Source organism: Planomicrobium sp. MB-3u-38 (assembly GCF_002836425.1).
Taxonomy (GTDB): Bacteria; Bacillota; Bacilli; order Bacillales_A; family Planococcaceae; genus Planococcus; species Planococcus okeanokoites.
Genome location: NZ_PJBO01000012.1, coordinates 39,073 through 60,916, shown reverse-complemented (window position 1 = coordinate 60,916; position 21,844 = coordinate 39,073). Strand labels below are relative to the sequence as shown.

Below are 21,844 nucleotides of genomic sequence, written 5' to 3'. Positions count from 1 at the left end.
GCTATTCCTCCTCCGCCGCTTCTAAATATTCGAGCTCAAGCTCGCCGTCGTAGCCTTCTACTGTAATTTCTTCCTGCGGCTCCATCACATTCACTGATAGATTGTCGATATAAAAATTATCCAGTATTGGAGATGCTTTTAGATGATTGGAAAGTTTCTCTGCATTGTCCAGTGTACCTGCCGCAATTTTCATCTTAAAAGGCGGTGTACCGATCGGCTTGCCGTTGATCGCAGTCCGTCCGTTAATATCACGGATAGGGCTTGTGTTGATAACCCTTTTTCCATCTATTGACAGCTCGATCCCTTTGAATCTGTTGATCTCGTTAACAAACCGGATCAACAGGGCCGGTGAAATCTGTTCTATATTTTGACCCGTAACTATCGCTTCCTGTGAAGGTTCGATATGTACTTCGAGGCCCGGACCAGTTATTTCAGTCAGACCGGCATCCTGCCGCAGCACTTCCACTGTTTCTTTTAAAACTTGTTCAGGACTGTCATTTGCTGCTTTTTCATATTTTGATAAGGTTTCATCCAATGTACCGATTTCTGATAATAACTCAGAGTGAAGCTGCTTTTCCCTTGCTAATTCCTGCCTGATTTCCCAAACATCCCGAGTATCCCTTGAATCTGGTTCGTTGACGGTATTAAACTGGATGGCGGTCATCAGGCCGATGACGAATAAAATCATCGTAAACCGGGAAATAACTTTCTTTTTCATACAACTCCCCCCTCAATCATGATTCCGACAAAAGGGCAGGCATTGTTATATCCAAGCCCTCGTCCATTGTGACGACGATATTATCGTTGACCAGCTGATCGAGGACTCCACCCGGCAGCTCCATGGAAGCTGCGAGCACTTCGGGTTTGCCGATTGCTTCAATCGTAAATGGCGCTGGGTATTTCACTCCATCGACTTCAATGACCGGTCCCGTGCAAACGATCGTAGAATTCGAATGAATCCGCTGGCCGTTTACCGCGACCGCTTCCGCCCCGGAAATATACATCTCGTGGATCACCTGAAAAACATGGCTCTCATGGACAATATAATCATTCGGATTTACAGTTTGCGCCCCGTATTCTCCGTCTTCCAGGATAATTTTCAGCCCTTCTCCTTCGACCGGCATCAAACCGACGTAGCGCCGCAGTTTTTCTGCTTCCGCAGCAATTTCACTGTAGTTTTCCTGGCCGGATGAAAATTCACTTTCAAACTCCTGCAATACATCCTGCTTCGATTGCATTTCTTCCCGCAGCGTCTTATTGCGCTCCTGCTGTTCGATCAATTCTTCACGGAACTTTACTTCCTTTTCGAATTGTGAATTTGCAGCAAAGTTATCACCGCCAACGTTGGACTGTGAAAGACTGTAGGAATAGGAGAGGATGAAACCGAGAACCAAAAACACAAGAGAGAAAATGATGGATTTGCTGACGTTCTCCCGCTTACGGCTGTTCGGTTTCTTCATCTTCCACGACCTCCTTCGGCGGGCCATAGACGTCATCATAGGAGCGGAATGTTATGCCGACCTCCATATCAAAAACGCCTTTTTGGCCATCTTCCAGCTGGGCAGTCAGTGAAGGGTAATAATCAAGTTTTTCCGCAAGACTGTTCAATTTTGCACGGATTTCATTGCCATCAGTCATGTATAAAGTGATATTGGCTGATGCTGTTTCGCCTTCAGTCAAGATAAGCTGTGACAGCATATTCGAAACTTCAGGATTAAGCTGCTCCAATTGCGATGAAAGTTCGAGCCGTGTTTCTTCGGTTTCAAAATTAGTGAAGATGGGGCCATCCACTTTATCCACAGGCAATTCAACCGCGTAGCCATTGGCCAATAATTTCTGATAGCCTGCTTCTTTTTCCAGATAACCGATGGCTGGATATTCTTCTACTGTAATCTCTACACCCGTCAGCCATTTTTTGTCTGCGGAGGCATTTTTGACCCAGTCAAGCTCTGAAATATCTCCCGCCACTTCTTCAGTATTGAAAGACCACATCGAATCGCCGACCTCCAGCTTGCTCGCTGTGATGTATTCCGTTTCCTCATACAAGTCCTCTCCGTTTACTGTAATGGATTGGATTTTACTGTATTTTGTCTGGCTGTAAACCAAGACCATCAATATAATCAGAAAAATGAACAGCAATGCCAGGAATTTGCGATTGGTTCTTTTTCGCCGACGCTCACGAAGCGTGGGGATGCGTTCTTCTATATCAATCACTTTATCCATAATTGCTGCTCCTTTCTTTATGATCTGGATGTCTTATGCCTTACAGAGCTGTGCGGCCGCTTTCGCTTTTCTATGCTTCCGTGACTTTTCTTACCGCTTCGATGAAAGCATCTCCACGGATTTCAAAATTTTCGTATTGGTCCCAGCTTGCGCAAGCCGGCGATAAAAGAATCGTGTCGCCGTTTTCAGAATGGCTTACAGCTTTTTCTACTGCGCTGAGCATGTCTGAGACCTTTTCAACTCGCTGCACACCGCAATCGGCTGCGAATTCCCCGAACCGGTCGGAAGTTTCACCGAATGTTACAAGGGCCTTCACTCTATTCATATAAGGCCTTAATTCTTCCAGCGAATGATTGCGTTCAAGACCGCCAGCTAATAACACGATATTGCCGGGGAAAGCTTCCAATGCGCTTTTCGTTGCCAGCGCATTTGTGGCCTTTGAATCGTTGTAGAATTTGCGGCCTTTCCAGTTAACGACGAATTGCGAACGGTGCTTGACTCCTGTAAATGACGACAATACACGGATAATGGTTTCTTCCGTTCCTCCCCATAGGAGTGCAGCTGCCGCTGCCGCTAAGATATTTTCAAGGTTATGCTGTCCGCCGAGCATAATTTCGGAACGGTCAATCAGCTTTTTCCCTTGCCAATAGACGTATTCGTCATCTGCGCTGATGCTTTCTTCCGTTTTCCCTTTCAATGTAAAAGGGATGAGCTGAGCTTTGCATTTTTGGGCGTAGTCCGCCAAGTGAGGCTGATCGGCATTATAGATGAAATAATCTTCGGATGTCTGATTTTGTGTCAATTTCATTTTTGATGCTTCGTAATCCTCTTTTGTACCGTGGTAATCAAGATGCGCTTCATAAAGATTCGTGATGATGGCGATGCGCGGACGGAACGATTCCGTTCCTTTCAATTGGAAAGAAGATAATTCGGTGACAATCACATTATCCGCTTCCGCATGTTCCGCAACGCCGCTGGCCACTGTCCCGATATTCCCCGCTATCAAAGGTTTCTTTTCATCCTGATTAAGCATATGGAAAAGAAGTGTCGTAGTAGTCGTTTTGCCGTTCGATCCCGTAATCCCGATAAATGGAGCTTCACTGATCTTATATGCAAGCTCTATTTCAGTCCAAACTGGAATCCCTTTTTCTTCCGCAGCGCGAATCATTGGATTGGTATATGGAATACCCGGGTTTTTAACGAGAAGTTCGAATCCTTCATCCAGTAAACCTTCCGGATGGCGGCCACAAATGACCGTTACACCCAGATTCAATAACTCTTGCGCTTCGGGATTTTCTTCAAATGGCTTGGCATCATTCACTGTTACAAAGGCTCCGAGTTTATGCAAAAGCCGGGCAGCTGTAAAACCGCTTTTCGCCAGTCCGAGAACCAATACCTTTTTTTGATGAACCTGTTCTAACTCTTTCATTTACATGACCTCCAAAACAACGGCAATAATCGCGGCAATCAAGCCAACGAGCCAAAACACCGTAACGACTTTCCATTCAGACCAGCCGCTCAATTCGAAATGGTGATGAATCGGACTCATTTTGAATATGCGTTTTTTTCTTAATTTGAAGCTGCCGACCTGCAGTATGACTGAAGCCGTTTCAATTACAAACACAAGACCGATCAGCAATAGCAGCAATTCCTGTTTCAGGAGAATCGATACCATTGCCAGTGCACCGCCCAGGGCAAGGGATCCTGTATCACCCATAAATACTTTTGCAGGGTATTTATTGAAGATAAGGAAGCCGATTAATGCTCCGGCTGTGATGAAGGTGAATAGAGCAATCGCGTTTTCGTCCTGTCTGATAGCCAAGACTCCAAAAGCGGCAAAGGCGATTGAAGCTGTTCCAGCCACCAAACCATCCAAGCCATCTGTCAGGTTGACGGCATTCGAGAAACCGACCAGCCAGAAGATGATGAACAATACATACAAACCTGACAGCTCAATGGAAATGTCAGTAAATGGAATAACTAATCCTGTATCGAATTCTATCATGCCCAATAACAGGAATGAAACAACAGCTATGACAATCTGAGCGATAAGCTTTTGCAAAGATGTCAAACCAAGATTGCGCTTCAGCACAACTTTGATAAAGTCATCGAGAAACCCGATGAGCCCATAACCGAACAGCACCAATAAAAGAATCATCAGTTCCACTGTCAATAAATCTGTGAAAAAGGCTACCCCAAATGCCGTCAAAATGATGGCTATGAGAAATACAAGTCCCCCCATGGTCGGCGTCCCTGTTTTTTTCATATGCGATTCCGGGCCTTCTTCGCGGATGCTCTGCCCGAATTTCATCCGTTGAAGCAACGGGATGAAAACAGGCATCAATCCGGCAGTTAACAATAAAGCAATTCCAAATCCGAGTAATAAGTAAACGTCCATTAGTTTTCTCCTTTAAACATCTTCCTATTCAGATGTATCTTCTGTAATTATTTCTTCAGTATTTTCTTCTTCAGGGATGCCCTCAGGCCCATCAGTCATTTGGACTTTATAGGAATCTTCAGGAGTCTGAAGACGGACCACTACAGGTTCACCTTCGGCAATTTTCACTCCTGCCGACAAGCTCTGATTCACTGCATAACCCTGTCCCACAATTTCCAATGATAATCCGCTGAGAGCCTGAAAAGCAAGCAATTCCCGTTTAGACCAGCCTTTGAAGTCCGGTAAAACAGTCTCTCCTTCAGTTTGCAGGATGACCGTCCCGCCGGCCAGCAGCATTTCCCCTTTTTCAGGGTACTGGGCACTGACTTCTCCAGCACTTCCAGTGGTGGCTACTTTAATGTTTCGTGAACCCAATTCCGCCGCAACTTCATCAGATGTTTTACCGGCATAATCGCCGATTTCGACAACAGGCGTTTCTTCAATATCTTCCGGTTCGATGTTTAAATACTTCAAACCGTTCTCCATCACTGAAGTGAAAATATCTGCAACAGGTTTTGAGCCATGTTCAGTCACATCCATATTCGGTTGTTGTACCCCGACATACATGACCAGTTCAGGATCTTCAGCAGGCGCCATGCCCACAAACGAGAAAAGATAATTATCTTTTCCGGTCATATATCGGCCATCATCGCCTGGTATCTGAGCAGTACCGGTTTTACCTGCAACTGTGTAATCCTGCAGAGCAAAACGTTTACCGGAACCTTCTTCAGCAGTTACAGTCGAAGCCATTACATCACGGACAATCTTGGCCGTTTCAGCTGAAATCGGCTGTCCTGCCTCTTCAGGCTTACCTTTTAATGTAACTTCGCCAGTGTCCCGATTTTTTATTTCGTCTATAATATATGGTTTCATCATTACGCCATCGTTGGCAAAAGCTGTAGTTGCCTGAATCATTTGGATAGGTGTAACAGTGGATCCCTGACCGAATGTCAAAGTTAGTTTATTGATTTCCCGTTCATCAAGGATTTTTCCTGCCGCTTCTCCCGGGAGATCGATGCCCGTCTTTTTGCCGAAACCGAAAGCGTCGATGTAATTCATGAACGTATCAGGTCCGATGCGTTCGAGCAGATAAGCCATAGATACGTTCGAAGAGCGCTGGAAACCTTCCAGATAACTGATGGTGCCCCAGCCTTTTCTTCCGTTATGATCTCCTATGATCGTGTTGCCGAATTGATAGGATCCCGACTGGTAAGTGGCATTCGGATTCCATTTCCCTTCTTCAACCGCTGCAGCCAATGTGAACATCTTCATCGGTGAACCCGGTTCGATGGTCAGTTGGATACTTTCGTTAAGCCAGTTCTCGGATAGGCCTTCGCGTGTATTCGGATTGAATGAAGGGCGTTGTGACATCGCCAGTATTTCACCCGTTTTAGGATTCGCGATCAAAGCGATCATCCTTTTTGGATCATACTCTTCCTGAACTGAAGACATGGCATCTTCCAAAAAGTTCTCCAATGTCTTATCCAGTGTCAGCTTGATATCGGCTCCATCAACTGCCGGCGTGACAGCCGATTCACTGTTTGGTAGCAAAAAGCCCCATTTGTCAGTGTCAAACTCCACTTTGCCGTTTTCACCGGTTAAGATGTCATCGTAAATCAGTTCAAGCCCCATTTTCCCTTTTGTCACCATATCCCCATTTTCCAGTTCTTCTTTCATTGCAAAACCGATTAAATGGGAAGCGAAAACCCCGTTCGGATATAATCGTTTAAGATTTTGGATAAACAGGACGCCCGGCAGCTCCTCTTCTTTCATCTCGAGCATTTGGGTATGGCTGATTTCGCGTCCGGCTGAACCGAATTCAACCTGGTAACGCCCTTCATCCTGCCCTTGTTTCAATGTCTCATAAATCTTCTCTCTTGGTGTTCCTATATATTTCGACAGGATATCAGCAGTCAGATTGATATCTGTCACATGACGCGGATCACTCGCCTTTTGAGTAGCCTTTTCATCTACTACAGCAACTAGTTTATAAGAAAGCGTGTCTTCTGCAATAATTTCTCCGCTGCGGTCGAGTATTTTGCCCCGCTCCGCCGTAAGCACTTCTTCCTGGCTATATTTGGCTGCCGCTTTAGCCGCCAACTCCTGACCTTCGACCTGGCCAGTCGCCTGAATAGTGACAATTCTTGCCAATAAAAGGAAAAAGAGCCCTGCGAAAACTAAAAACAGCAGAAAGGCTCCCCATTGAAATCGAAACTTCTTCTTCATTGCCCAGGCACTACCTTTACATTTTGCTCATCCAATTTTAGACCAAGCTCTTTCGCTTTTGCCCAAATGCGCTCATATGTAGAAAGTTCACTTACTTGCACTGTCAAGTCCGTATTTTGTTTCTGAATTTCACTAATATCATTTTCAATTGTTTGAATTTCATGGGTGGTCGCCTGGATAGTGGCTTGATTTTGTAGAACCAGCAATGCGCACATAACGAATACAGCCAGGAAAGTCAGATACAGTACTTTTTCACCTTTTGTGATAAGGCCTTTTTTTCTGACCGGCTGGTGACTCGGAATGTGAGGAACGGCCGGCTGTTGGATATAGGTCTCTTTTCTTGCATTCAACGCCATAAAAACACGTCCTTATTCTCTGATTTTTTCTGCGATTCTTAATTTTGCTGAGCGTGATCGGTTGTTATGCGCCAATTCCTCTTCTGATGCAAGGATTGGTTTTCTGGTGATCAGCTTCAGTACAGGTTCCTGGCCTGATGGAATTACGGGAAAATTGGGCGGCAGTTCAGGAAGTGAGGATGCTTCCTTGAAAATCGTCTTGCATAATCGATCTTCCAGTGAATGGAATGTGATGACACTGATACGGCCTTTCGGCGCCAATAAAGTGATGGCATCCTGCAAAGATGTTTCAGCTGCGCCAAGTTCATCATTCACTGCAATCCGTATTGCCTGGAATACACGTTTCGCCGGATGTCCGCCTGTTCTTCTGGCAAACGCCGGAATACCGTCTTTTATGCATTCCACCAATTGGCCGGTGGTTTCGATCGGCGCCTTGTTTCTGGCAGCTTCGATTTTCCGGGCGATTTGTTTGGAGAACTTCTCTTCCCCGTAGCGGTAGAAAATACGCACCAGATCCTCAAAAGCCCATTCATTCACTACTTCATAGGCAGTAAGTGAGGCGCTTTGATCCATCCGCATATCAAGCGGCGCATCGTTGTGGTAGCTGAATCCGCGTTCCGGTGTATCCAATTGCGGAGATGAAACACCGAGGTCATAAAGGATGCCATCGACTTTTTCGATCCCCCGCTCTTCAAGTTCTGATTTTATGTCCTTGAAGTTCGCGTGTATAAAAGTGATTCTATGTACATAATCTTTCAGCTTTTCTTTTGCATGTTCGATTGCCGTCACGTCCTGGTCAAAACAGAACAGATGGCCTTCGTCAGAAAGCTGTTGGACCAAATACTCACTGTGTCCCGCACCTCCAAGGGTGCAATCCACATATATGCCGTCAGGACGAATGTTCAGTCCATCGACAGTCTCATGGAGTAAAACCGTGGTGTGGTTGAACAATCCATTCCCTCCGTTTCTGATTTAAAAGTCGAAATCCACCAGGTTTTCTGCGATGTCGTTAAACGAGTCTTCAGATTCTGCGAAATATTCTTCCCAAGAGTCTTTTGCCCAAATTTCGAAACGATTGGAGACACCCAGAATGATGCATTCCTTTTCCAATTTTGCGTAAGATACCAAAGTTGAAGGGATGTTGACGCGCCCCTGTTTATCGAGTTCCACTTCTGTGGCTCCCGAGAAAAAGAATCGGGTAAATGCACGTGCGTCTTTTTTCGTGACAGGAAGTTCTTTCAGTTTCTCTTCAATCTTCTGCCATTCATCCATTGTGTAACCGAATAAGCATTGATCCAGGCCTCTGGTGATGACAAAATTCTCACCAAGGAGTTCACGAAATTTAGCGGGCACGATTAATCGTCCCTTTGAATCAACGCTATGTTGATATTCGCCCATGAACATGCCCTTCACCCCACTTATTGTAATTAATGTACCACAATCCCCCACTTCCCACCACTTGTTTTTGAAATATTTCATGAATGTTACAGATTAATATCTCATATAAACTTCTTGAAGCGAAAAAAAGCCTGCCATGGCAGACTTTTAAGAATTAAAAATAGATTATCTTGTGATTTTTGTCATATTTCAAATCAAGCGCCAAAAGTTGATTGACGAGGTCCATTCCGTACTCGTTCATATAGGAAACAGGATTATAAATTCTTTCCTGCAATGAGCCATTCGGCAATAATTCATTTTCCAGAAAATCATAATGGCCAAACTGAACACTATTTTGCAGAATCACTTCATCTTCCAGTTTATGTTTAAGGAAGTCGAGTTGCTTCAAATGGAACTGAAGGTTTTTTTCAACGAGTGGAGCCAATCCTCGGCTGACTTCCGTCATCCTTTGTTGGATCGAATCATAATCCATCTGGATCTTGGCTTCCAAATCCTCAATCAGTTTCTCCGCTTCTTTTTCCCTTACAGCATCTAGCAAATCAGCTTTTAATTGCTTTGTTTTCTGTTTGACAGCCACGTCTTCAAAATTCAACCCATATTTCTCAAGCAAGAGCTGCACTTTGCGGTTGACCAATGTCATTCCCAGACGCGGCATGATGACCGGCATTTCCATCCCAAGAATTTCAAAAGCCTTTTTAAATAAGCTCCAATAAGCGATTTCCCCAGGACCTCCGACAAAAGCGAGTACAGGAAAAACCATTTCCTGCATCAACGGCCGCGTCACCACATTGTTGCTGAGCATTTCAGGGGACTGCTCCGCTATATTCAGCAAATCATCTACGCTGAAGCGAACTTTTCCGTCATTGCCGGTAAACGTTTCGCCTTCCCGTTTAAGGAGAATACGCTCCCCTTTGACAGTGATGAAAAGATGCGCCGCATCTTCTTCGGCAGAAAGTGGGGGATTGTATCCCTGCGCCACAAGTTCTTGTTCTGCCGTATAGACTTCTTTTGCAATGGCAGGAGAAAGTTCGATCAGGCGTTTAAAGAATTCCGACTCGAACTTCCTCATTTCCGGATAGGCTGCATCGATCATGAGAAGCCCTTCCTCATTAAAGAAGTGATTCAGCAGAGCGGAGAAGAATTCAGTGTACGTTTCTGTCGTTTCCAGGAAGCCGAAAATCATTTGCTGCAGCTCTCTGGAATAAGCAGTTTCAGGCAGGCTTCTGAAATATTCGTTCAGGAAGTCTGTGATTCTTGCTTTATTTAAAATAGCCGTAGAAGCCGTTTTCTTCCCATACTCAACATGCGGGAAATTCAATTTCTCAACCCGACCATTGATCTCCCTGTAAAGATGGCTGATTTCTGCCAGATCATGGTCTTCTCCCGCTATCCAAAAAACAGGCACGACTTTCGTATTCAATTCCTCTTTTGCCTGCTTCGCCAATACGATAGCCGAAATGGCTTTGTGGATCGTATAAAGAGGACCTGTCAGAAGGCCTGCCTGCTGGCCGGTCACCACTACAGAAGCCCCGTCCTCAAAATCCTGCAGATGCTCTTCCGCTTTGCCCGAAATTCCATAAGGCTCCATATAATTCCGTATAACAGCACTCAAGCGCTGGCGATCCACGTTATGCTTTTGCAGTTTTTGCAGTCTGCTGTCAAAAGAACTGAAATCCGGGTTATAAGAAAAATAACGGCGCAGATTTTCATCGCCATTTATGTAATCATTCATAAGTTTGCTTGAAGGTGGTACGAATTGCTCTGCTAATTTCATCTTGCGAATCCCCTTTTCCATTACATAACACCTACTATATCAGACCATGCACCACTTTTAAAAAAATCAGCTTATGCAACATAAAAAGACATCGACAGCTGCATCAGATGAAACTGATGAGCGTCAATGCCAAACCTGTCAACCATATAAGAATGTAACTCATCGACAGCAGAAGAAAATAAAGGCGCCAGGTTTTCCTGGCATACTTGAGCACTTCAATTTCCTTCGACTTTTTCCATTCAATTATAAGTAAAATAATTGCGATAATGATTGCTGTCACATAAACAGCGAAAGATATATCAACATCCCATAATGCTTTCATTGAAACGGGGACAGATATGAACAGCAAAAATGTCGTCACATCAGCTGATAAACCGATCGCTCGCCGTTTCAGCTTTTTACGCGTGAGGAGGATCAGCAATATAAATGCAAGAAAAGGGGCAAAAATGAAAATTGCGCCTATATTATGTATCAAGTTCATCACTCTTTTTCAGCCGCCTTCAATAAATGATAGAATGTCTGCAAAATAGGCAATGTATATGGCGACCGCCTGATCGTATACAGCAGGATGGTATCCAGTTCCAATGGTCGTCCGGCCAGTTTGTCGGCAAGCATTGATGAAGTGTTTTCTGCTGTCGAAGCACATAACGCGGTAACCTGTTCGAAAGGTAGGAGCGATTCAATCTCCGGAAACGCAGCATACAATTCCGTATAGATATTCTTCAGCAGTTCATAGGCGTGGGGATTGCTCAAGAGTTCCCCGTTTTTAATGGAAAGGAGCGCAGTCAGCGGATTGATCATCGTATTCAGCAGCACTTTGCGAAAAAGCATCTTATCCGCGTCAGGATGCCACTCTGCCTTAACTCCGTTGATATTGAGTAAAGGAAGGAAACGTTTTTCATCCCCACTGAGTAATGCGAATTTAAACAGGCCTTTGCCAGTGTGTTTCACTCTTGTTTCATTCACTTTTAATGCACCGTGCTCTACGATGCCGGCAGCTATGTTCTTTTGCGGCAAGTTTGGAATCGAATCGAGATGCATCATGCCGTTTTGCATGAAAACTACCGGATTATCCAGGCAATTGCTTTTGAGTTTCTTGATGACTTCAGGTAAATGGCCGTATTTTACTGCTACCAATATGAAAGCATTGGCAGGTATGCGGTCCCATTCCGTATAGGCATCGATAAACTGGATTTTCCCATCAAGATCAATCCCTTTTGCGTTGATCTGTTTTGCCTGCTCCGGTCTCCGGGTGATCAATTGGACACCGCAACCAGCTTCTTTCAACAGCGAAGCCGTCAGCATCCCCACTGCTCCCGCCCCAATAACAGCAAAATTCATGATATCCCTCCCACTCGCGCGATCTGTTCTTTTTAAAAAGAAGCCTGCCTATAAGGCAGACTTCACTTTCTTACATTTCATTATACAGGAGTGATTGCGTGTTTTCGATAAGGCATCGGTAAATCTTTTGTTTCATAGATTGACAACCTTTGCGATAACACAAGGCGAAGATCGGAAGGCGCTACGATTTCATCGACGATGAGTTCGGAAGCCAAACGATAGATATCGATTTCTTCTTTGTATTCCCGATGTTTTTCCTGGACATACTTCAAGCGTTCTTTCGGATCTTCGATCGCTTCGATTTTATTCGAATAAACCGCGTTGACCGCAGCTTCAGGTCCCATTACGGCAATCTGTGCTGTAGGCAAAGCGATGCAGACATCCGGTTCGAATGCCGGGCCAGCCATTGCATAAAGTCCTGCCCCATATGCCTTGCGGACGATAACGGAAATTTTCGGCACAGTAGCTGAACTCATCGCAGCGATGAATTTCGCGCCGTGGCGGATGATTCCCGCACGCTCCACTTTCGTTCCGATCATGAAGCCAGGTACGTCGGCAAGGAATAAAAGAGGGATCGAGAAAGCGTCACAAAGGTTGATGAATTTTGCTCCTTTATCCGCTGAATCACCGAATAAAACGCCGCCTTTCACTTTCGGCTGGTTAGCGAGAATACCGACAACCTGTCCGTCAATGCGGGCAAGGCCCGTAATCAATTCCGGTGCAAAAAGCTTTTTGATATCGAAGAATGAACCTTCATCGATCAATTGATCGATCAATTCATACATATCAAATGGCGCATTTTGATTTTCAGGAATAATCGCTTCCAGCGTGCGTCCCGCTTTTGCCGCTTTCGCTTCGATCTTTTCAGGTTTGATGGCGAAATTCGCCGGGAAATTCGTCAAATAACGGCGGGCTTCAGAAATCGCTTCTTCTTCAGAAGAAACCAGGACATCGCCAACTCCGCTGACTGTACAATGCATGCGTGCTCCGCCCATCTCTTCGAGCGTCACTTTTTCTCCGATGACTTTTTCAGCCATGCGCGGAGAACCGAGATACATCGAAGCGTTTCCTTCGACCATGATAACGATGTCACAGAAGGCCGGTATGTAGGCTCCGCCTGCAGCTGAAGGTCCGAACAATAAGCAGACCTGCGGCACCATGCCGGACATTCTTACTTGGTTATGGAAAATTTTACCTGCCCCTCTGCGGTTTGGGAACATATCCAATTGGTCAGTGATGCGGGCACCAGCAGAGTCGACCAGATACAGCATCGGAACCTGCATTTTTTCAGCGGTTTCCTGGATGCGGATGATTTTCTCTACTGTGCGGGAACCCCATGAGCCCGCTTTTACCGTTGAGTCGTTAGCCATGACGCAGACCGTCTGGCCATTGACTTTACCGATTGCTGTTACGACGCCATCAGCCGGTAGGCCTTCAGCTTCCACATTTGCAAAGCGTCCATCCTCAGCGTAGTTTTCATCATCGAAAAGCAATTTTAAGCGGTCACGCACGAAAAGTTTATTGCTTTCTTTCATTTTTTCATGGTATTTCGGTGCGCCGCCGGCAAATATTTTTGCCAGCTTTTCTTCAAGTCGTTCATTATACCCCGTTGTTTCAGTTGTTTTAGTCATTCTGCCTGCCCCCTTTGCTTGTATATAAGTTGAATTAAATAATCAGCATAGATATAACGCTTCGGCGCTCTGGACAGGGCAAAGATTATGCTCCTGCGCACTGCTCGTCGCAAAGCTTCGCCATCTTCGTTTGGCGACCTTGCCTCCCGCAATAAGCCGAGAAGACCACTCGTCTTATCGCTCCGGCAAGTCCTGTGCCGCGCCGGCGCTGAGAAAGTGGCTTTTGTTGAGAGAGTCTCTAAGATATGCAGCAAAACAGCGAAGACGCCTTGGGGACCAAGCGAAGTGCTGAGATCCACTCGGGCGAAGTGAAACGAGACCGAGTTAGCTCAGCTCGAGCCCCCGGCAAGCGAGCTGTTTTGCGAAATATCGTTTTTTATAAGATTATTAGTTCAACTTGTCGATCGCTTTATTCCCCTAAAGTCACCAAAGTGTCGCCTTCGTTGACGAATCCGCCAACTTCAACATTCACTTTCTCAACGCTTCCTGCAAATTCAGCTTCAACCGGAATTTCCATTTTCATGGATTCGATTGTCAGGATTGCCTGCCCCGCTGTTACTGCATCGCCTTCTCCTACTAATACATTCAATACGGTACCTGCCATTGTCGCTTTCAATTCTTTCATACTGTTTTTTCCTCCTTCGATTTTTCCATCCATTGCGGCAATACAGCTGTCGCGTATTCCCCTGAGATGAATTCCTGTGATTCGATGAATTCCTTAAATAACGGAATGTTCGTTTTTACCCCATCAATTGTAGCATGATTGAAAAATTTCTGTGATTTTGATAATGCGTCCATCCGGTCCGTCCCAGTGATGATCACTTTTGAAATCATAGGATCGTAAAACGGAGTGACGGCGTTTCCTTGCTCATAGCCGGTTTCGATGCGGGCACCTTCACCCCATTCGATTCTTTCGAGCTTGCCGGGTGACGGAAAGAACGTTTTTGGATCTTCCGCGTAAATCCGGTATTCGATTGCATGGCCTTTTGTCGTTATCTCATCCTGCGCCGGCAGCTTGCCGCCTCTTGCCACATCAATCTGCCATTCAACAAGATCAAGCCCTGTCACTTCTTCAGTAACCGGATGCTCCACCTGCAAACGGGTATTCATTTCAAGGAAATAAAACTCATTCGATTGATCGACGATGAATTCCACCGTACCCGCGTTACTGTAACCTACCGCTTCACCCGCGCGGATTGCGGCATCACACAAGCGTTCGCGCACATCCTGCGGAAGATGAGGTGACGGTGATTCTTCAATCACTTTCTGGTTGCGGCGCTGAACGGAACAATTGCGCTCAAATAAATGAACGATATTGCCATGGGAATCACCGAATATCTGAACTTCGATATGACGGGCATCCGAAATGAATTTCTCCAGATACACGACATCGTTGCCAAAATAGGCTTTAGCGCGGTTCTTGACGGAATCGAACTGCTGACTGAGCGCTTGCTCACTTTCACAGCGCACCATTCCAATACCGCCTCCGCCTCCGCTGGCTTTCAACATCAGCGGATAACCGATTTTACCGGCTTCTGCAATCGCTTCCTCAAGTGAAGCCACGCCTTCTTCCGTTCCCGGTACAACAGGCACTCCAGCTTTGATCATCGCACGGCGGGATTCGATTTTATCCCCCATCATGTCAATGATGCTGCTGTCCGGTCCGATGAAGATCAACCCGGCCTCCTGCACCTTGCGCGCAAATCCAGCGTTTTCGGACAATAACCCATAACCTGGATGAATGGCATCCGCATTATGTTCTTTAGCCGTTTCAATAATTTTTTCTGCTTGTAAATATGACTGCACAACCGGATTCGGACCGATCAGCACAGCTTCCGTTGCTTCACTAACATAAGGCAGATCCCCATCTGCCTCAGAATGGATAGCAATCGTTTCGATACCGAGGCGTTCGCATGTACGAATAATGCGTCGTGCAATTTCTCCCCGGTTCGCAATCAGGATTTTTTTCATATTTGAAATACCCCCTATGTTTTCTCCCTTATATAGCATATATGATGTTTGTAAGCGATTTCAACTATTGGCTGAAAAAATTTCTGAATATACGGGCATCTGATATCCTTTTACAGCGGTGATGGAGCGATTTTGCACTGTTAAAATTAAACAAATAAAACCTGCCACTCAATGAGCAACAGGTTTGCTGGTCTTTACTTTCTGGATTTTCCGAGGAATCTCGCGACGGCTTCATGATGGGCTGTGTTAGCCCATAATTGTGCACATCGCCGAATTTCAGCTTCCACACGTTCCTTCAGGTTTGTAGCGAGCCAGTTTCTGACTGCCATTTCCTTATATGCGCGGTGCACTTCTGGAAGGACATTGCGAAATGAGGAGATGAATTCTTCGATATCTCCATCTTCACGGATAATGGCGGTTGCCCAGCCGTTTTCGAGCAGTTCTTCCGCCGTGTATAGGCGGGCTTCACTGAGCATCTTTAAAGCATGGTCATGCTGAAGCGCTTCGAACAGGTAGGTTCCCCCTCCCCAGCCGCTGGTGATGGCTAAAGTGCCTTGGATGAAGCCAGCTTTCACATGGCTGCGGACAAGCCGGTAGTCACAGGCGGTTGCTATTTCACAGCCGCCTCCGACTGCTGTTCCGTTGACGAGGGCCGCGACAGGCACTGGCAATGTTTTAATTTTGTACAGCACGTCTCCCATCCGTTTAAGCATCGGGTAGGCTTGTTCTTCCGTCTCCAAAGCATGGAATACGGACAGATCGCCTCCGGAGCAGAATGCTTTTTCGCCTGCAGCTGTTATGATGACCAGGCGCGGCAGCTCTGTTGAGGCGCGTTCAATCAGTTCCTCCAGACCTTCCATCACTTCCGCGTTGACCGCATTGCGGATTTCAGGCCGGTCGATTGTAAATGTCATAATCCCATCGGTTGTTTCGATTTTATAGGCCATTCCAATTCACCTCGTGAGTGTGGGTATGTATTTATATACGCTTTACTTTAGAAATAATATATACCGCTTCGGCGCTTAGGACAAAGCTCCCGCAATAAGCCGAGAAGACCACTCGTCTTATTGCTCCGCTCAGTACATAGGCGCGCCGGCGCTGAGAAAAATCTCTAAAGATATGGAGCAAAGCAGCGAAGACTCCCAGGCGACCAAGCGAAGTGCTGAGATCCACTCGGGCGAAGTGTAACGAGCACGAGTTAGCTCAGCGCAAGCAGCCAAGTGCGGCCAAAGTATTTCGGCCAGCGCTTTGCGACGAAGCTAGCGAAGCGATGCAGGAGCACCGTTTTTAATTGGTTCAGCCCGAGCAACCACAAATTAAATTTACGTGCTCCTGCAGTGCTCCGCACTTCGTCGCAAAGGTATTAGCCGTTGAAGACACGGCTAATACCTTCGCAGCTGTTTTGCGGAATATCTGTTTTATAGTTATTCATATCATTTTATGTACAGAGAAAAAGGCTATCGAGAGCCATGGCCTCTCAATAGCCTTTTAGCAGCAAATACTGTTTTATTTGCTTGCTACAACTTCTTTCCCTTTGTATGATCCACATGCTTTGCAGACGTGGTGAGCCAATTTCGATTCGCCACAGCTTGGGCAAGTTACCATGCCCGGCACGGACAATTTGAAATGCGTACGGCGTTTTCTTTTAACGGTTTTGGACGTTCTTCTGAACGGTACAGCCATTGGTGACACCTCCTTACAGTGATTCTATTCATCTGACTGATCGAAATACTTTGCTAAATCAGCAAGTCTTGGATCCGGTTTTGGTTGTGCTTCTTCTTTCTCCGCCTGAACTTCTTCGTCTGTCGAATATGACCATTCTTCGCCGCCTTTGATAACGGCTTGATCGGCGTCTTCCTTAAAGACCTGCATCGGAATTTCAAGAAGGATAAGTTCTTCGAGGACCGGCTGGAAATCTATCGTTTCCGTTGTGACCGCGTGAACATTATCATCTGTATCACCCAGGCCATGTTCCGACCAGGTGAAAATTTCAACCGATTCAATATCTACAGGAAATTCGACATCTTCCCAAGTTCGTGCGCAAGGCAGGATTAGCATGCCTTTGAGCTGAAGCTGGCACGTGAGTTGTTGCGAACCAATTGTGCAATGTCCTGTGACGTGGATGGGTGAAATATCACGAATATCGCTATTGCGTTTTTTCACTTCTTCGAGATTGACCATCTGGTCGATCTTCATCCCGTCTTTGCGATGCTTTTGAAGCTGTTGAATCGCTATTTTCATAAGTAATCACCTCAAGACAACAAAGTTGATTATATAATGAGCAGAAAAAGATGTCAAGAAAAAATCTTGTCACACTATTCCAGGCATCGTTATACTTAGACTTAAGTTTACCAAAGGAGTTGGACGAATGAAAGCTGCAGGCATCATTGTTGAATATAACCCATTCCATAACGGCCATCTGCATCATGCCAGAAGTGCCAGAGAGAGTTCAGGAGCCGATATCCTGATTGCAGTCATGAGCGGCCAGTTTCTGCAGCGCGGCGAACCGGCCTTCGCCGATAAATGGAAACGGACAGAGATGGCACTTGCGAATGGCGTCGATTTGGTCATTGAACTGCCATATGTTTATGCGACTGCACAAGCATCTGATTTCGCAAGAGGTGCCATCACCCTGCTCGATGCCATCGGCTGTGGAGCATTTTGCTTCGGCAGCGAACAAGGTGCCATCGAACCTTTCCTTAAATCCCGTCAATTGCTGAACCGGAAAAACCAGGAGTATCAGCAAAAGATTCATGAAGCCGTCCAGTCAGGCATCAGCTATCCGAAAGCGATGAATGAAGCTTATCAGGCTGTGACCGACGGACAGGAAGGCTTTGCCGACCTGACGAAACCGAATAATATTCTGGGCTATCATTACATGGAAGCTGCTGAACGGATCTCTTCTTCAATACAGCCGTTGACCATCCAGCGGATCGGCGCAAATTACCATGATCCAATCCAGGAAGGATTATCCATCGCCAGTGCGACAGGAATCCGGAAAGCCTTTTTTGAAGGCGGCTCGCTTGAAGAGCTTTCCGCTTACCTGCCTGCTTATTCAATCGAAGCACTTCAAAGCTTCGCAAATGAATACGGCCGTTTCGGCAGCTGGGAAACTTTTTATCCGATGCTCCGATTTACTATCCTTAGAGAAAAGCCTGAAAATCTCCGCCGATATGCTGAGGTGACTGAAGGCATTGAGAATCTCATTTATGAAGCCGCCAGTAAAGAACAGGATTTTGAAGGATTTATTGGCAGGATCAAGTCGAAACGGTTCACCCGGACCCGGATTCAGCGGATGCTGACGCATATTTTCACGGGCTTTACGTGGGAGATGCTGAAATCTTTCAGGCAGCCGTCCTATTTGCGCTTATTGGGAATGACGCAAAACGGCCGCCAGTATCTCAACGCACAAAAAAAGAATATCAAGCTGCCCATCATCAGCCGCGCCGCCGACTTGGCGGACAACAGTATGGGCAAACTCGATATTCATGCCAGCAGCCTATATCAGCTTGGCCTTGGAAGCAGTCATCTGAAAAAAGAATTTACAACACCGCCGATTTATTTCGGTTGAAGCTGTTCTAAATAGTCGAGCGCATCCTGCAGCGTTTTAACCGGCACGATTTCCATATCCGTGCCGATTTTTTCTGCAGTTTCCACTGCCACGTCATAATTGCTTTCGTTGTCAGCAGACACTTCGTCATCCGGCGCAAAGAATATTTCCATATCATCACTGTCAGCCGCCATCACTTTTTGATCAATTCCACCGATGCGCCCAACTTCGCCTTCACTTTCCATCGTACCAGTGCCAGCTACGTCGTAGCCTTTGGTGATATCTTCTTCCATCAGCTGGTTGATGATTTCCAAAGTGAACATCAAACCGGCGGAAGGCCCTCCGATTTCTTCGGAATCGATCGAAACTTCCGGATCAGTCGTAATCGTTTTATCTTCCACAAAGGAAATTCCGAGGCCCGCCCGCTCATCATCAGTCGGAAGAGGTTCCAATGTAACCGTCTCAACCAGTTCCCGCTCATTTCGTTCTATTACAAGTTCCACAGCATCCCCGACCTGCTTTTCAGCCAGGTAATCGATGAAGTCCTGCTGATTGTCAAATTCATTGCCGTCTATGGACAGCACCCGGTCGCCGGCCTTCAGAATGTCATCCGCAGCTCCGCCTTCCAGAACATTCAGGACAAACACTCCCGCAGTTTCCACTTCGTACGGCATATCGGCGGTTTCAAACGCCGCTTTTAAGGCATTGACCTGTGAATCCGACATCAATTTCAATTGGCGTACATTATACTCTTCTTCCGTTTCGTGCGGACTGCGGACCTGATCAGGCTGCAGCACCTTATAGCCGTCCTGGAACATGGCATACACATAAAGCGCCGGAGTTGCATTCAGCATCGACACGGTCATCAGACTGAAGCTTCCTTCGTCGTCCTCATCGCCATTTTGGACTTCCACGAGCGGCGACAGTTCGTACGCGCTGCCCGGACGTGTAATATAACTGTCCATGCGGTAAAAGGAAATAAAGACAACCACCGCCATTAATATCAGATAAAGGATCATACGTTTATTTTTCATGAGATTACCCTCTCTATTCAAAAAAGAATAACAAAAAAGCCACGGAATCGTGACTTAATCGAATTTTTTCTTCAAGGCTTTTTCAACAGCTTCCGGCACCAGACCGGAAATATTGCCGTTGTATTTCGCCACTTCTTTAACGATGCTCGAACTGAGGAACGAATATTGATTATTTGAAACCATAAATAATGTTTCTATGTCTTCATTCAGGAAACGGTTCATCGAAGTGATCTGCATTTCGTATTCGAAATCCGATACTGCCCGCAGTCCCCTGATGATCGCATTCGCTTTGACTTCCACCGCGTAATCAATCAGCAAGCCGCCAAACGAATCCACTGTTGCATTCGGAATCGGACTGGTCACTTCCGCAATTAGCGCAATGCGCTCTTCCACATTGAACAGTGGATTTTTTGAAGAATTATTCATGACAACGACTTTCACTTCATCAAAAATCTTTGAAGCTCTCTTGATGATATCCAAATGCCCCATCGTAATTGGATCAAAACTTCCCGGTACTACGGCAACCTTACTCAATGATTTCTCCCTCTTCCCCTGTATAGCGATAAATTGAAATGGCGATACCGCCGTAATTTTCATTTTTAAACCGTTCGAAATATTTAGTGCGATCAGCCAGCTGGACCCCTTTTTCGTGCTCGCAGACTACTATCGTGTCCGTCGTGAGGATTCCATTTTCAGCTGCATAATCCATCAAGTCATACGCCTCCGTGATATGGTACGGTGGATCCAGGAACAGCAGCCTGGCCTTGAAATCATTTTTCTTCAGGATTTTGATCGCCCGCTTCGCGTCGTTGCGGTAAACTTCCGCTTGTCCGTTAAGACGGGTTTTTTCCAGATTTGCCCGGATTGTTTCGATGGCTTTGCTGTCCTTATCAATAAAAACGGTTTTATCTATCCCGCGGCTTAAGGCTTCAATGCCAAGCCCACCGCTTCCTGCAAAAAGATCAAGTGCATTGCCGCCATCGAAGAATGGGCCGATCATATTGAAAACCGACTCTTTTACTTTATCCGTCGTCGGCCTGGTGGAATTTCCCGGTACCGCCTTTAAAGGCAGCCCTTTTGCCTTGCCTGCAACTACGCGCATGTTTCTGCCTCCCAGTTTTGATGAAATTATTGATGCAATCCACCTTATAGATGGTAGAATGGGTACTGGAAAGGACGTGTTAAAATGATCCAGCGTTTTATCGAGCTTGGAGAAGGTTACGGAGATATTTACGAACTCCGTGAATTGATGATGACCAACCGCAGCCGTTTTATGCACGGTTTTGCATTCGTCTCAAAAGACATGTACGGAAAAACCGTTCTATCAGTGGCAGCTGCATTCAAACCAGCAGAACAGGGTAATTTCATGCCCATTTACATTTGCCGTGAAGGAATTCCTGAAAACTCGAAACGGCTTGAATTATTCGAGGAAGCTGTCAAAGAACTTGGCGGGTTGCCGATTTTCATGGATGTTAAGCATTCCACCGTCTATGCAGACCGCAAGTTTTACTTCAGCCATCTGATATCCGTCTTGCGCCTGAACCATTATATCCCGCCGATGCAATGATCAAAGGCCGATTTTATAATCGTATTCCTTAGCTTTATCGGGTTTCGCATTTTCGTATTCAGTCTTGATGAATGGCCGTTGGGATTCAAGCACTTGCTTGACATACGGCAACTTCAACAGTTTCGCTTTTGTAGTTTCAATGACATCCTGATCCATATATAGAACGACATATTTCAATTTCCGTGAAATGAAATGAACATGTCCAAACTTGCGCAATGATTTTGCCTGTTTCAAATGATGCACATAGACAATCAGTCCCTGGCGATCATGCATAGCCATCCCTCTTTTCTTAGCTTCTAGAATACCATAGGAAAGAAAAAAGCCGCAACCGCCATT

The 21,844-nt window shown here is 45.9% G+C and carries 24 protein-coding genes; 2 read left to right on the top strand and 22 right to left on the bottom strand.

The window, feature by feature from the left end; genetic code table 11:
• Window position 1: 1 nt before the first annotated feature.
• The 18 genes from CXF70_RS06470 to CXF70_RS06385 all read right to left on the bottom strand — a co-directional run bounded on the left by CXF70_RS06470 (window position 2) and on the right by CXF70_RS06385 (window position 17,598).
• Complete coding sequence (locus CXF70_RS06470; RefSeq protein WP_101801993.1) at window positions 2-718, bottom strand: DUF881 domain-containing protein; 717 nt, start codon at window positions 716-718, stop codon at window positions 2-4.
• Between the two features lie 16 nt (window positions 719-734).
• Window positions 735-1,460 (bottom strand): DUF881 domain-containing protein, encoded by a 726-nt coding sequence (locus CXF70_RS06465; protein ID WP_101801992.1) that lies wholly within the window; start codon window positions 1,458-1,460, stop codon window positions 735-737.
• Entirely contained in the window at window positions 1,438-2,223 is a 786-nt protein-coding gene (locus tag CXF70_RS06460; RefSeq protein ID WP_101801991.1) for a cell division protein FtsQ/DivIB, read from the bottom strand. The genes CXF70_RS06465 and CXF70_RS06460 overlap by 23 nt, the downstream gene beginning before the upstream one ends.
• Before the next feature lie 70 nt (window positions 2,224-2,293).
• Window positions 2,294-3,652 (bottom strand): UDP-N-acetylmuramoyl-L-alanine--D-glutamate ligase, encoded by a 1,359-nt coding sequence (murD, locus tag CXF70_RS06455; protein ID WP_101801990.1) that lies wholly within the window; start codon window positions 3,650-3,652, stop codon window positions 2,294-2,296.
• On the bottom strand, window positions 3,653-4,621 hold the full coding sequence (mraY, locus tag CXF70_RS06450; protein WP_084244988.1) for a phospho-N-acetylmuramoyl-pentapeptide-transferase: 969 nt from the start codon (window positions 4,619-4,621) through the stop codon (window positions 3,653-3,655).
• A gap of 24 nt (window positions 4,622-4,645) precedes the next feature.
• Window positions 4,646-6,886, bottom strand: a complete 2,241-nt coding sequence (locus tag CXF70_RS06445; protein ID WP_101801989.1) for a penicillin-binding transpeptidase domain-containing protein — start codon at window positions 6,884-6,886, stop codon at window positions 4,646-4,648.
• Window positions 6,883-7,242, bottom strand: coding sequence for a cell division protein FtsL (ftsL, locus tag CXF70_RS06440; RefSeq protein ID WP_084244983.1), 360 nt, complete (start codon window positions 7,240-7,242; stop codon window positions 6,883-6,885). Before ftsL ends, CXF70_RS06445 begins: the two co-directional genes overlap by 4 nt.
• Window positions 7,243-7,254: 12 nt before the next feature.
• A complete protein-coding gene (rsmH, locus tag CXF70_RS06435) occupies window positions 7,255-8,193 on the bottom strand; it encodes a 16S rRNA (cytosine(1402)-N(4))-methyltransferase RsmH (protein WP_101801988.1) in 939 nt (312 codons plus the stop codon).
• Window positions 8,194-8,214: 21 nt separating this feature from the next.
• A complete protein-coding gene (mraZ, locus tag CXF70_RS06430; RefSeq protein WP_084244979.1) occupies window positions 8,215-8,646 on the bottom strand; it encodes a division/cell wall cluster transcriptional repressor MraZ in 432 nt (143 codons plus the stop codon).
• Between the two features lie 148 nt (window positions 8,647-8,794).
• Window positions 8,795-10,414 (bottom strand): bacillithiol biosynthesis cysteine-adding enzyme BshC, encoded by a 1,620-nt coding sequence (gene bshC / locus CXF70_RS06425; protein ID WP_101801987.1) that lies wholly within the window; start codon window positions 10,412-10,414, stop codon window positions 8,795-8,797.
• A gap of 103 nt (window positions 10,415-10,517) precedes the next feature.
• Window positions 10,518-10,889, bottom strand: coding sequence for a DUF3397 family protein (locus CXF70_RS06420; protein ID WP_369916925.1), 372 nt, complete (start codon window positions 10,887-10,889; stop codon window positions 10,518-10,520).
• A gap of 5 nt (window positions 10,890-10,894) precedes the next feature.
• Entirely contained in the window at window positions 10,895-11,755 is an 861-nt protein-coding gene (locus tag CXF70_RS06415; RefSeq protein ID WP_101801985.1) for a 2-dehydropantoate 2-reductase, read from the bottom strand.
• Between the two features lie 80 nt (window positions 11,756-11,835).
• Entirely contained in the window at window positions 11,836-13,386 is a 1,551-nt protein-coding gene (locus CXF70_RS06410; protein ID WP_101801984.1) for an acyl-CoA carboxylase subunit beta, read from the bottom strand.
• Window positions 13,387-13,795: 409 nt separating this feature from the next.
• Window positions 13,796-14,011, bottom strand: coding sequence for an acyl-CoA carboxylase biotin carboxyl carrier protein subunit (locus CXF70_RS06405; protein ID WP_084244969.1), 216 nt, complete (start codon window positions 14,009-14,011; stop codon window positions 13,796-13,798).
• Window positions 14,008-15,357 carry an acetyl-CoA carboxylase biotin carboxylase subunit gene (locus tag CXF70_RS06400; protein ID WP_101801983.1) on the bottom strand — a complete coding sequence of 450 codons (1,350 nt, stop codon included), beginning with the start codon at window positions 15,355-15,357 and terminating at the stop codon, window positions 14,008-14,010. The genes CXF70_RS06405 and CXF70_RS06400 overlap by 4 nt, the downstream gene beginning before the upstream one ends.
• 194 nt (window positions 15,358-15,551) lie before the next feature.
• Window positions 15,552-16,304: an enoyl-CoA hydratase/isomerase family protein gene (locus tag CXF70_RS06395; RefSeq protein ID WP_101801982.1), complete on the bottom strand. Its 753-nt coding sequence runs from the start codon at window positions 16,302-16,304 to the stop codon at window positions 15,552-15,554.
• A 559-nt stretch (window positions 16,305-16,863) separates the two neighbouring features.
• Window positions 16,864-17,040, bottom strand: coding sequence for a 50S ribosomal protein L32 (rpmF, locus tag CXF70_RS06390; protein ID WP_033541041.1), 177 nt, complete (start codon window positions 17,038-17,040; stop codon window positions 16,864-16,866).
• 24 nt (window positions 17,041-17,064) lie between these two features.
• On the bottom strand, window positions 17,065-17,598 hold the full coding sequence (locus CXF70_RS06385) for a YceD family protein (protein WP_084244963.1): 534 nt from the start codon (window positions 17,596-17,598) through the stop codon (window positions 17,065-17,067).
• 127 nt (window positions 17,599-17,725) lie between these two features.
• Between CXF70_RS06385 and CXF70_RS06380 the strand changes: the two genes are divergently transcribed.
• Window positions 17,726-18,928 (top strand): nucleotidyltransferase, encoded by a 1,203-nt coding sequence (locus tag CXF70_RS06380; RefSeq protein WP_101801981.1) that lies wholly within the window; start codon window positions 17,726-17,728, stop codon window positions 18,926-18,928.
• On the opposite strand, the gene CXF70_RS06375 is transcribed toward CXF70_RS06380, so the two are convergent.
• From CXF70_RS06375 to rsmD, 3 genes are read right to left on the bottom strand one after another with little or no spacing between them, the layout of a single operon-like run.
• The gene (locus tag CXF70_RS06375; RefSeq protein ID WP_101801980.1) at window positions 18,916-19,941 is read right to left on the bottom strand and encodes a SepM family pheromone-processing serine protease; all 1,026 of its coding nucleotides are present in this window, start codon (window positions 19,939-19,941) and stop codon (window positions 18,916-18,918) included. The genes CXF70_RS06380 and CXF70_RS06375 overlap by 13 nt on opposite strands.
• Before the next feature lie 54 nt (window positions 19,942-19,995).
• Window positions 19,996-20,475 (bottom strand): pantetheine-phosphate adenylyltransferase, encoded by a 480-nt coding sequence (gene coaD, locus CXF70_RS06370; protein WP_101801979.1) that lies wholly within the window; start codon window positions 20,473-20,475, stop codon window positions 19,996-19,998.
• The gene (gene rsmD / locus CXF70_RS06365; RefSeq protein ID WP_101801978.1) at window positions 20,468-21,043 is read right to left on the bottom strand and encodes a 16S rRNA (guanine(966)-N(2))-methyltransferase RsmD; all 576 of its coding nucleotides are present in this window, start codon (window positions 21,041-21,043) and stop codon (window positions 20,468-20,470) included. Before rsmD ends, coaD begins: the two co-directional genes overlap by 8 nt.
• Window positions 21,044-21,127: 84 nt before the next feature.
• On the opposite strand from rsmD, the gene CXF70_RS06360 reads away from it, so the two are divergent.
• Window positions 21,128-21,508: a DUF7147 family protein gene (locus tag CXF70_RS06360; RefSeq protein WP_101801977.1), complete on the top strand. Its 381-nt coding sequence runs from the start codon at window positions 21,128-21,130 to the stop codon at window positions 21,506-21,508.
• Here the strand turns inward: CXF70_RS06360 and CXF70_RS06355 are convergent, their stop codons facing one another.
• Entirely contained in the window at window positions 21,509-21,781 is a 273-nt protein-coding gene (locus tag CXF70_RS06355; protein WP_084244951.1) for a YlbG family protein, read from the bottom strand.
• Window positions 21,782-21,844 lie beyond the last annotated feature (63 nt).